Consider the following 11,563-nt stretch of genomic DNA (forward strand, 5'->3'; position numbering starts at 1 on the left):
CGTCTTCCTATGGACAGATCTTATCCTTCGAAAATTTGGCTGATTTTATGAACTTCTGCTGGCGTCAGCGATACATCGAGCGTCTTCAGCGTATTCGTTACTTGATCCGGCTTCTTCGCACCAGGGATCAGGGCATCAATCGCATCCACTGTCAGATACCAGGCAAGGACGATGTGAGCGACCTCTGCCTCCTTGGAATGGGCGATCTCACGAAGCTGTTCCACTTTTTCCAGATTGCGTGCGAATTGATCTCCCTGGAACATCGGGTTTCTGCTGCGACCATCTGCAAAGGTCGTCTCTTTCGTATACTTTCCTCCCAACAATCCTGCTGCTAGCGGGAAATACGGTACGAACGAAATGCCCTGCTGCGCACAATACGGAAGAATTTCGTTTTCCACACCACGTTTGAACAGGTTGTATTCAGATTGCAGGACATCTACATGGCCGTCAGCGTTCGCTTGGCGGAGTTGGTGGATGGAAAAGTTGGAGACCCCAATCGCCCGGATCTTTCCTTCCGCTTTCAGCTTGGCCAGCGCTCCTACAGCTTCGTCCTTGTGAGTCGCCTCATCCGGAAAGTGAATGTAGAACAGATCGATATAGTCGGTCTGCAACCGTTTCAAGCTAGCCTCGACTGATTCTTGCAAAAACGCGGGTGAGTTGTCAAAGACGACTTTGCCATCGACGAATTTATGTGCTCCCTTGGTCGCAATCACGACGTCGTGACGATTCCCTTTTTCTTTGATGACCTCCCCGATCAATTCCTCTGATCTTCCCGGTCCGTAAATAAATGCCGTATCGATGAAATTGATCCCATTTTCCAAAGCAGCTCGAACAACGTCTCTTCCGGTATCATCACTGAGGTTCGGATAAATGTTGTGTCCGCCTACCGCATTCGCTCCCAAGCCGATGGGATTCACATACAGATCCGTCTTGCCGATGCGCGTTTTCTGAGTCATGGCGTTTTCAGCTCCTTTGGTTTTTACTGGCGTGCGATTTTGCTACTCGACCCCAAATCCCTATTGTCAGATGGGAGAATTGGTTGATTTTACAGGAAAATTATAGCATTCCATCAGGTAGCTGTCTAATTGAACCGAAGCTTTTCCTATCCTTCTCCATAAAAAAAAATAGACCGCCACTGGGTCTATCTTTGAATGATGCACCTTTAGAGAATCCCTGCCAGGCTGCCGCCTTTTGCAAACAGGCGCTCTATGTTTTTCTCCACAGTCGGATCCGGAACGAGAGGCGGAGCATGATGGGGCTTCATGCGGGCGTCAATGATGACATTGTCGCATGCCCAGTGCTTGTTCTCGTAGTAGCTGTTAACCCCGTGAATGTCATGCGACGGATTGCTGCGCGTAAAGGTCGCCCACAAGAAGTTGTTGATGTTCGCCGCCAAAAATTCGCTGTCATCGCAAAGAATGATAAACGGGCAGGAAGGAAGATCTCCTCGATCCCGAATCGCATCGCTGAGCGCCTGCATCTCGCGCCCTGTCTGCGCATAATCGACGAATTTCGGCCCTTGCAGTGCCACAATTCCCGGCATGACGAGCCGAGCACCGGAATAGTCCCGCAGTTCCTTCAGCGCATCTGGAACCTCGGTGCACAGCTCCCTTTTTTGCTCTCCATAAGCGGCAAAAATGACTTTGGAGCCGCTGTTCAGGCCAGTTCCTGAATAGTCAAGGGTATCGATCGTCGTATTCGTCTGGAAGTGGATATCCCGCCGCAGGTCTATTCGCTCCAGAATGTAAGTCAAGAACTCCTCTTCCCGGTGCGTATCCAGCTTCTTGTTTTCTTCCGCCGTAATGAACAAGTATTTGGCCAGGCTCAGCTGTCCCGTACCCAAGATGCGGTTGGAGATCGTCAGCAGCTCGGTTGGCTGCTTCACTCGTTGATACGGGGTGTAGCGCTCGCTTCCGATCGCAAACAGCAGAGGATGGACACCGGCTGCATCTACCGCATGGACCTCTTTCACCCCTGGGATTTCTTTGACGATCGCATCTCCCGTCAACTCGTGAATCAGTGCTCCAAACGAAGTATCCTCCTGAGGCGGACGCCCTACCACTGTAAAAGGAAAAATGGCATTCGGCTTGGCATAGACCTTGTGTACCTTCAGCACAGGAAAAGGATGCGTGAGACTGTAATAGCCCAAATGGTCGCCAAATGGCCCTTCCGGCTTCGTCTCCCCGGCGTGAATTTCCCCCGTGATGACAAAATCTGCGTCGTTGCTGACACAGAAGCCATCCATGTAGCTGTATTGAAAACGACGTCCTGCCAGCATCCCCGCAAAGGTCAGCTCGCTCATCCCTTCAGGCAACGGCATGACGGCAGACAAGGTGTGGGCAGGCGGGCCTCCAATAAAGCAGCTTACTTTTAGAGGGGTGCCCATTTTATTCGCTTTATCTTGATGGATTCCAATCCCGCGGTGAATTTGATAGTGCAGGCCGATTTCCTTGTTCAGCTCGTAGTCATTGCCGTTCAACTGCACCCGGTACATGCCGAGGTTGGAATTCATGATACCCGGCTTCTCAGGATCCTCCGAGTACACTTGGGGCAATGTGACAAATGCCCCTCCATCCATCGGCCAGCTTTGAATGAAAGGGAGATCGGAAATGCTGATTTCGTGGGTCGTGACGGGCTGTCCTCCCGATTGCTGAGCCGGCAGGGCCTTCCATGCTGCCAGACCATTTCCAACATGCTTAAAAGGATTTTTCAGGGCCTTCATCGGATCGTTGCGAAGTGCGATCACATTTTCCACTGCTTTCCACGTATCGCGAAAGATGAACTTGCTCCGCTCGATGGTGCCAAACAGATTGGATACCGCCCGAAACTTCGAGCCTTTGACATTTTCAAACAGCAAAGCGGGTCCCTTCGCTTCATACACTTTTAAATGAATGGCCGCCATTTCCAAATACGGATCGACTTCTTCCCGTATTCGAACCAGGTGTCCGTTTTTTTCCAAATCAATGACGCATTCCTCTAAATTGCTGTACATCTATCCAATTCTCCATTCTCTAGAAAGATAGCTGTGTTCGTATGATAAAGCTCACCTGTCTATCATACCTCATGAGCTCGTCCATAGGTCTATCGAATCCAGTTAAAATCAATTTTTTCGAGTTGTCAAACGATGCTGCCTTGAACAAAAAGCCCATGCCCGTCGTAAGGAGCATGGGTAGCCGAACTAGTTTGCGGTTAAAGCGAGACTTTTGAGGCCGTAAACAAACCCGCTGACGATCGGGTTTAGCTGGAAGGAATCAGCCAAATGCAAGGACGGGTAGCGTTTCACGAGATGTTCAAATGCGATTTGCCCTTCCATTCTGGCCAATGGGGCACCCAAGCAAAAATGAATGCCCTTTCCAAAAGACAAATGGTTCTTGGGAGTACGTTCCATGAGAAACTGATCCGCGTGTGGAAAATGGGTTTCGTCACGATTGGCAGAACCAATCCACAAAATCAGCTCTTGCCCCGCTTTGACTTTGTTCCCCCCAAAATCGAAATCTTCCTTCGCCACGCGGGCGATTGCTTGGACGGGGGAGCGGTAGCGAAGTCCTTCTTCAATGGCAGACGGTATGAGAGACGGAACTTTGCGCAGCTGTTCATACCGGGATGGAGATTCCAGCAAGGCGTACATGGTATTTCCGATCAGGTTGGTAGTCGTCTCGTTGCCTGCTGCCAGCAGCAGTCCACAAAACGATTGAATTTCCGACTCCGTCAATTTCTGTCCATCTATTTCTGCTTCTACCAGGACGGAAATCAGATCGCTCTGTGGATTGGCTTGCCTTTTGCGGATAATGTGCAAAAAGTAATCTGTCATTTGCGCGATGCTCTCACTTCTCGTTTTCCGAAAAGCAGCGAACGCTTCCGGGGTGGAAGCTTTCGGACTTGCCACCAAAATGTCTGACCAATGCTTGAAGCTCTCCCGGTCCGACTCCGGAACGCCGAGGATGTCAGCAATGACGATGACGGGAAGCGGATAGGCGAGATCCCGGATGAGATCAAATTCCGCTTTTGCACCCAGCTCTGTGATCAGACTCTCGGTAATCTGTTCGATCCGCGGCTTCCACAACGCCAGCTCTCTCGGAGTGAAGGCTTTGCTCACGAGCGCCCGCAGCTGCGTATGACGGGGCGGATCCAGATTGAGAATATTACGTTCTCCTTCGATCGGCCGTTCTGAGGAAAATACTTCCTTGTTCTTCGTGATGGTTTCGATATCATCATAGGAAAAAACATCCCAGCACTTGGCTTCTTCGTCAAAGGTGAAAGGAGACTCCTTTCGCATCTTCTCATACCACGCAAATCGGCCGTTCCAGTTCTCCTCCGGGGAGGAAGCCTTTTGTCGAACAAGGATGACGGATAATTCTTTTTCCACGCTGTCCAACTCCTCTGTGATTGCCATGAAGCTGCTTCAACGTTTAATCTTTGCCAAGAAAGAATGCCTATGCACCTCGTGAACAAGTTGAGAACGATGCTGAAATGAAAAAAGCATCTCTCAAGGATCTCGTCATCCGCGCTTGTTGGCAGGACGTTCCCTTGAAAGATGCTATTGGATCGTTTTACTTGTACTCACCCAGCAGGTAATTGTAGAAAGGTTGGTCAACCCAGAACTGATAGGTCTCAATCTCCACCTGGCTGTCGAGCTTCTTGAAGCCTTGCACGACTTTGGCAGATTGATCATTCAAAGAGAACGACTGAACGATATACCGGCCATCCTTCAGCAAATTATTCGTGATGACTGGATAATCAGCCAGCTCTGTACGAGAATGATACAGAGGCTGCCACCAAGAGCCTTTCAGCAGCCCTACCGCGTCCTCGGAATCTTTCTTGGCGTATTTCAAAATCAATGGCTGGAAGCGTTTTTTCTCATCGACACTCGCAAACTCGAAGCTGAGATCGTATTCTTTCGCGTAGGCGATATAGTTGCCGTTTTCGATTTGCACGACCTGATAGTCATCCGTTTGAACAGGCTCTCCCCATTCCTTCAGATAAATGAAAGCCGAAGTTTTTGGCTCAAATTGGACTTTTGCATCGATCCCTTCGCTCTTCAAAAGCCCGATCAGCTGGATCGCATGGATGAGGTCACTGTGTCCGTAAGTAATCGTAAGTGCCGGGTCAAAATGCGGATCAAAGGCCGCGTCCTTGAGATTGTAGCCCGTGATCAGGTTTTGTTTGAGTGCCGTGTCTACCAGCTCTTGCAGTTCTCCTGCTTTAATGATCTGGGACTCATACCAGGCTTGCGCCAATTTGCCGTAGATGCCTTCTTCTCCGACGGTTCCGAGATAATTTTTGTAGTGACCGCTGAATTCTGTTACTTTTCCAAGGAACTGATAAGCGAGATCAGCGGAAACTGCACCGGTTACCTTTGCTGCTTTCAGTTGTGCAGCCGAAATCAATCCCGTGTCAATGGCTACTGCCAGCTCCTGTGCGTTCTGGGCAGACAGTCCCCCCCCTTTTTCATAGGCGATTTCTGCTTTTTTCAGGGCCGCATTCACTTTTTCGTCGCTGTATGTAGCAGCGAGTTCTTTCAAGTCTGCCGCCTTCACCACTGCGCTGATCGCTTCGCCAATCGTGAACGGAGCGGCACCTGCTGCCAAGAAACCTTTGGCAGCCGCATCTTTTTCCGATATACTGGAAATACTTGCTTCCAGCTTGGACAAGGCAGATGCAAACTGTTCACGGGAAACTGTCCCGGAGAGCTGAATACCGTATTGCTGCTGGATGTAAGTGCTGTATTCGTTGGTAGCTTTTGCCGATTGAACCAGCGTCAAAGCAGGGGCTGGAACCGTAGTGGATGGTCCCGCCGCACCTGCCCCTTGGGGTAATACAATCGCAGCCAGAATAGCTGCGGATGCTGACAGCTGCAGCAGTTTTTTCGAAGTGATCATAGTTGTTCCTCCTCTTTTCTATATAAATGAAACATATACCCATTAATCCTATAAAAATACTTGGATAATATATTCATTCAAAATACCGTAGTTTGTCCTCCATGTCAAGAAAACTTTTCCAATGAAGAGGATGAAAAAAGCAGTTCGCTTACCAGCCGGTGCGAACTGCTTTTTTCTATTCCTTCTCGGTCAATTCCGACCATTTGTTCACCTTGACAGGTGGTGTGTAGACGCTCATCTTTTCCAGCAGCACAGCTGGATCGCTCTCGCACAGGATGAAATCTCCCTGCATAGCAGGGATAAAGCCTGCCGCTTTGGCGTGATTCACCATTTCAACGAGTGGTGTGTAGTAGCCATCCACATTCAATAGGCCGATTGGTTTGGAGTGAATCCCGATTTGCCCCCAGCTGACTACCTCAAAGATCTCTTCGAACGTACCGTAGCCTCCTGGCAATGCAATGAACCCGTCGGACAGATCGTTCATTTTTGCTTTTCTCTCATGCATGGTGACCACTTCATGGAGCTCAGTCAGTCCCGTATGCACAATCTCTCCTCGGAAAAGTCCAGTCGGCATGACCCCGATTGCCTTTCCGCCGCCCGTCAGAACAGAATTGGCGACTCTCCCCATCAGCCCCATATTGGAGCCGCCGTAGACCAAATCAAGATCTCGTGCAACCAACTCTCTGCCCAATTCCACAGCAGCTTGTTCGAAAGCAGGATTGACTCCTGGGTTGGAGCCTGCGAATACACAAATACGTTTCATGATATCCTCCCGAGATCTCGTGACGTTGAATGCGCTTTGTACCATTAGTAAGTTTATCGCATCGTTTTTGAACATGCCAGAAGAGAGTGTCGGAAAATGGAAAAAACGGGTCACTCCGCACGAGTCTTACTCGCCCGGAATGCCCGTTTTTCTCTTTATGTGATTGAACTGCTAGCCCAAGGTATCAAACGCTTCCTTCATGACCTGTGCAATGAAGTCGATATCGTCATTGGTTGTGCTGAATGGCGGCGATAAGGTAAGAACGTTGTTAAAGCCTGGAATCGTATCGCCATTTCGCCCGATAATCAGTCCGCGCTTCTTGCATTCGGCAATCACTTGGGTCAGCTTTGCCGGAGCCGCTGGTTCCTTTGTGCTGCGGTCCTCTACCATCTCGATGCCCATCAGGAATCCAAAGCTGCGGATGTCCCCTACATACGGATGATCGGCCAGGAATGCCAGCTTGTCACGCAGCTGCGCCCCGAGCTCCTTGGCCCGCTCCACGAGCTGTTCTTCTTCCATCAGCTCCAGGTTTTTCAGCGCAAGCGCACAGGCAGCCGGATTACCGCCGAACGTATTCACGTGACGGAAGTGCAGATTGTTCCCTTGCTCATTGAATTTATCCGCGATGTCGGCTCGGACAGCAGTCGCGGACAGTGGAAGATACGCGCTGGTAATCCCTTTTGCCATCGTCACGATGTCCGGCTTCACGCCGAAATTTTGATGTCCGAATCGTTCACCGGAGCGCCCAAAACCGCAAATGACCTCGTCGACGATCATCAGCACGCCGTACTTGTCGCAGATCTCCCTTACCTTTGGCATGTATTCGGGAGCTGGCACGATCACGCCTCCGCCTGTGATGGTCGGCTCCATGATGACAGCCGCAACAGTCTTCTCGCCTTCCCAGTTGATGACTTGATCAAAGAACTGCGCGCACTCCATGTTACAGTTCCCATAGGATTTTCCGACCGGACAGCGGTAGCAGTAAGGCGGTGGTACATGCAGGAAGCCAGGCGCAAGCGGTTCGTATTTCTCTTTGCGAATCGATTGGCCAGTGGCTGCCAGTGACCCCATCGTATTCCCGTGATACGCGCGGTGGCGGGAAATAAATTTGTACCGTCCAGGCTCGCCATTTTGATGATGGAACTGCCTCGCGATCTTGAAGGCGACTTCATTTGCCTCCGAACCACTGTTGGAGAAGAACACCCGGTATTCCGCACCCAGCCACTCGCTTACTTTTTCCGCCAAGCGAATCGCTGGCACGTGACTTTGCGTCAGCGGGAAATAGGCAAGCTGCTTCAATTGCTCGTAGGCCGCATCCGCCAGCTCTTGCCGACCATATCCGATATTCACGCACCACAATCCCGACATCCCATCCAGATAGCGGTTCCCGTCGATATCCGTAATCCAAGAGCCGCTCGCTTCCGTCACGATCATCGGATTCGGATTGTAGGGTGACATGTGATGCCACATGTGCGAACGGTCCGAATCCAGCAAGCTTTCTTTATCGTAAGATTGCGTCAGTTGATCTGCCATCTTGGGCTCCCCCTTATTTGACAAAGACTTTTTGCGATCCGATGCTCGTATCTCCATCTTCAAACCAACGGGAGGTCACTGTCTTTTTCTTCGTGTAGAAAAGAACGCCGTCTTTCCCGTTTGCATGCAAGTCGCCGTAAAACGACTCTTTCCAGCCAGAGAAGGCGAAGAAGCCCATCGGAGCCGGCACACCCACATTCACCCCGACCATTCCTGCTTCGACCCGCTGCACGAATTCTCTTCCCCATTTGCCGTTATTCGTGTAGATGGTCGCACCGTTTCCAAAGCGGGAGCGGCTGATCGTCTCGAGACCTTGCTCGAAATCTTTCACGCGCATGACACTCAGAACAGGCGCAAAGATCTCATCCCGCACGATGACCATTTCAGCATCAGCCTTGTCAAAAATAGTCGGGCCGAGGAAGTAGCCGTCTGGCATATCCTTTGCATCCTCACGCCCGTCGCGCACGAGGTCGGCACCGGCTGCTACCCCTTTTTCGATGTAATCGTGCACTTTGGACAAATGAGTATCGCGAATGACCGGTCCCAGGTCAACGCCCTGCTCCAAGCCGTTCCCCATCTTCAGCGCGTTCGACTCCTCGACCAAATATTGAACCAGCTGGTCTGCAATCTCTTCTACAGCCACGACTGCACTGGCTGCCATGCAGCGCTCGCCGGCACATCCGAATGCGGAGCTCACGATGGTCTTGGCAGCGCGTCTGAGATCGGAATCCGGCATGACGAGGTGATGGTTCTTTGCCCCCGCCAGTGCCTGCACGCGCTTGCCGTATGTGGCTGCCGTCTTGTAGATGTACTCGGCGACTGGCTGCGAACCCACAAACGAAATCGCTTTCACATCCGGATGCTCCAGCAAACCGTTCACGACATCATGTGCGCCGTTCACGACGTTGAACACCCCATCCGGCAAGCCCGCTTCCTTCAGGAGCTCGGCGATGCGGATGGAGGAAACCGGTGTGCGCTCGGAAGGCTTGAGGACAAACGTATTCCCCGCTGTAATGGCAATCGGATACATCCACATCGGCACCATCACCGGGAAGTTGAAGGGAGTGATCCCTGCCACGACACCCAGCGGAAAACGAAGGACCTGACCGTCGATGTTAGCAGCGATGTTTGGCAGGGTCTCCCCCATCATCAGGGTTGGCATCCCACATGCGAACTCCACCATCTCGATCCCGCGCAGCAGCTCGGCTTGGGCTTCCGGAAAGTTCTTTCCATTTTCTCTCGTGATCATCTCAGCCAGCTCATCCTGATGCTGGGTCAAAAGACTGTGAAAACGAAACATGATGCGCGCACGGTCGGCTACAGGCGTAGCACTCCATCCTATAAAGGCTTCTTTTGCCGCCTGGACTGCCTTGTCCACGTCTTCCTTGGTAGAAAGCGGCACTCTGGACAACAGCTCCCCGGTTGCCGGATTGGGGATATCCTCGTAACGGTTCGTCGCAGACTCTACCCACTGCCCACCGATGTAGTTTTTCAACGGATTGCCAACAGTTGTTGTACTCATTCCTTCAACTCCTCCACGTTCATTGTTTGACAATTCCATTTTATCCAAAAACAACACTTGTCATCACTAGACAAAGCGTCAACGTTTCTGTAGCATGAATCATACAGAGTGTCGATTGTCCGGGGCTCATTTCATGTGGTGGTAAAAAGGGGGAGCAATGATGAGCAATGACTGGCGCCTAACGGTCGCAGAATCGATCAAGCGTCCCTTGTTTGAGCACGCGGAGGTCGTGGCAGGCAGCAGAGGCCTGGCCCGTCCCGTTCGCTGGGTCCACGTCATAGAGACGACGGATTCCTGCCAATATTTAAATGGTGGCGAGCTGATTCTCTCTACCGGACTCGGGTTCGGTGGCGAAAGGGAAAAGCGACTTGCCTATTTGTCGGAATTGATCCGTAGAAAAGCGGTAGGACTTTGCATGGAGCTAGGGGAATACATTCCGAACATCCCCATGGACATGCTCGAGATGGCCAATCATCACGACTTCCCCCTCATCGTTTTTCATCGCCCTGTCCGCTTTGTCGATATCACCCAAGACTTGCACGAGCACTTGATCAATCGGCAAATGCAAGCGCTGCGTGATCTGGAGGCGTATTCGCGAAGCCTGCAGCAGTTGAGCCTGCAATACCAGGGAATCCCGCGGGTCTTGCAGCACTTTCAGAACGCGGTGCAGACGCAAGTGTTTCTGTACACCCCTGACGGAGCCACACAGTATGTCCCTCCCCTACCCCAGAGTGTGCAAACTGAATTGACCGAGTTGATGCGCAGTCATCTTTCTCAATTGGAAAGCACGAATGGGACAGTGAATTCCTTCCAGCTGACGGATACAAAGCAAATCGTCTATCAACCAGTCATGGCCATGGGTCATCTGCTCGCCTACCTTGGCATCGTGCTCTATGAGCGCCAATCGGACGAGTATTTGTTGCTGACACTGGACAGCACGGTCAGTACGTTGGCACAGATCATGATGAGGAAAATGTTCGTGGAAGAACAGGCTCTCGCTACCGAAAACCGGCTGTTTGACGATCTCATCGCTAATCGCCCCATCTCTGAAGAATGGATGCGCTCCCATTTGGGGTTATCCGCAACAGAAAGGACCCCTGCTTACCTCACCATGCTCATGTCCTTTCAGCGTGTTTCCAACGACCGTTCGGACTCCCTTCCCCCCCATGACCTGACCGCTGTTTTTCGCTCGGTCCTGTCACGTCTCGGCTGGCGTCCATTCATTCGTTGTACAGGCAGCCGCTTTACCTTTCTGCTCGTGGAGCGACAGCCCAAGAAAGACTCGCGTCGCTTGCTGGAAAAAGCCATGAAAGATCTCGAGCGAATCACTCGTCAGATGATGGGGGCCGATGTACAAATTTGGTTTGGGATTGGCAGAGTGGGCCGGCGTTTGGCAGAGGCGGGCCAGCATTTGGCTGAGGCACAGCAGGCGCTTGCTTTCCAGCATGAAGCGCAAAGTCCTTTCTTTTCGGATCTCGGTCTGTTTCGACTTCTCTTTCACATCCCGCCAGAACCTGTCTTGCAAAACTTCATTGACGATTATCTCGGTCCTCTTCTCGCACATGACCGGGAGTACGGGTCATCCCTTGTATCCACCCTGCGCGTCTACCTCGATGCCCATCTCTCCAAGCAGGAAGCTGCAGAGAAATTGTATATTCACCGCCAGACGCTTTATCACCGACTGGAGAAGATTACGGAATGTCTCGGAGAAGATTTTACCTTGCCGCATCGGCGACTATGCTACGAAATCGCCCTGCGCGCACTCGACTGGCTCGAAAAGGAACCCAGTACCCCTGAAAGCAATAAAAAATCCGGTCCGCGATCGCTCGCAAGACCGGACAGTGGCACGGTGGAATGACACCGTGT

At 51.6% G+C, this 11,563-nt stretch carries 8 protein-coding genes; 1 reads left to right on the forward strand and 7 read right to left on the reverse strand.

The features are described 5' to 3' along the window. Positions 1–20: 20 nt before the first annotated feature. The 7 genes from JNE38_RS16945 to JNE38_RS16975 form a co-directional block, all read right to left on the reverse strand. On the reverse strand, positions 21–956 hold the full coding sequence (locus JNE38_RS16945; RefSeq protein WP_203254837.1) for an aldo/keto reductase: 936 nt from the start codon (positions 954–956) through the stop codon (positions 21–23). A 206-nt stretch (positions 957–1,162) separates the two neighbouring features. Continuing rightward, positions 1,163–2,992, reverse strand: coding sequence for a UbiD family decarboxylase (locus JNE38_RS16950; RefSeq protein ID WP_203254838.1), 1,830 nt, complete (start codon positions 2,990–2,992; stop codon positions 1,163–1,165). A 186-nt stretch (positions 2,993–3,178) separates the two neighbouring features. Next, positions 3,179–4,366 (reverse strand): cytochrome P450, encoded by a 1,188-nt coding sequence (locus JNE38_RS16955; protein WP_238933351.1) that lies wholly within the window; start codon positions 4,364–4,366, stop codon positions 3,179–3,181. A gap of 184 nt (positions 4,367–4,550) precedes the next feature. Beyond that, positions 4,551–5,879 (reverse strand): hypothetical protein, encoded by a 1,329-nt coding sequence (locus JNE38_RS16960; protein ID WP_203254840.1) that lies wholly within the window; start codon positions 5,877–5,879, stop codon positions 4,551–4,553. A gap of 175 nt (positions 5,880–6,054) precedes the next feature. Further along, positions 6,055–6,642: an LOG family protein gene (locus JNE38_RS16965; protein ID WP_203254841.1), complete on the reverse strand. Its 588-nt coding sequence runs from the start codon at positions 6,640–6,642 to the stop codon at positions 6,055–6,057. Between the two features lie 171 nt (positions 6,643–6,813). Then, positions 6,814–8,175, reverse strand: coding sequence for an aspartate aminotransferase family protein (locus tag JNE38_RS16970; RefSeq protein WP_203254842.1), 1,362 nt, complete (start codon positions 8,173–8,175; stop codon positions 6,814–6,816). Between the two features lie 13 nt (positions 8,176–8,188). Further along, a complete protein-coding gene (locus tag JNE38_RS16975) occupies positions 8,189–9,697 on the reverse strand; it encodes a CoA-acylating methylmalonate-semialdehyde dehydrogenase (protein WP_203254843.1) in 1,509 nt (502 codons plus the stop codon). Between the two features lie 160 nt (positions 9,698–9,857). On the opposite strand from JNE38_RS16975, the gene JNE38_RS16980 reads away from it, so the two are divergent. Continuing rightward, positions 9,858–11,555 carry a PucR family transcriptional regulator gene (locus tag JNE38_RS16980; RefSeq protein WP_203357607.1) on the forward strand — a complete coding sequence of 566 codons (1,698 nt, stop codon included), beginning with the start codon at positions 9,858–9,860 and terminating at the stop codon, positions 11,553–11,555. Positions 11,556–11,563: the final 8 nt, after the last annotated feature.

Source organism: Brevibacillus choshinensis (genome assembly GCF_016811915.1).
In the GTDB taxonomy this organism is placed as follows: Bacteria; Bacillota; Bacilli; order Brevibacillales; family Brevibacillaceae; genus Brevibacillus; species Brevibacillus choshinensis_A.

Excerpts from the sequence above, each read along its gene's own strand:
- JNE38_RS16945 (WP_203254837.1), bottom strand. The coding sequence starts at position 956 with ATGACTCAGAAAACGCGCATCGGCAAGACGGATCTGTATGTGAATCCC.
- JNE38_RS16980 (WP_203357607.1), top strand. The coding sequence starts at position 9,858 with ATGAGCAATGACTGGCGCCTAACGGTCGCAGAATCGATCAAGCGTCCC.
- JNE38_RS16975 (WP_203254843.1), bottom strand. The coding sequence starts at position 9,697 with ATGAGTACAACAACTGTTGGCAATCCGTTGAAAAACTACATCGGTGGG.
- JNE38_RS16970 (WP_203254842.1), bottom strand. The coding sequence starts at position 8,175 with ATGGCAGATCAACTGACGCAATCTTACGATAAAGAAAGCTTGCTGGAT.
- JNE38_RS16950 (WP_203254838.1), bottom strand. The coding sequence starts at position 2,992 with ATGTACAGCAATTTAGAGGAATGCGTCATTGATTTGGAAAAAAACGGA.
- JNE38_RS16960 (WP_203254840.1), bottom strand. The coding sequence starts at position 5,879 with ATGATCACTTCGAAAAAACTGCTGCAGCTGTCAGCATCCGCAGCTATT.
- JNE38_RS16965 (WP_203254841.1), bottom strand. The coding sequence starts at position 6,642 with ATGAAACGTATTTGTGTATTCGCAGGCTCCAACCCAGGAGTCAATCCT.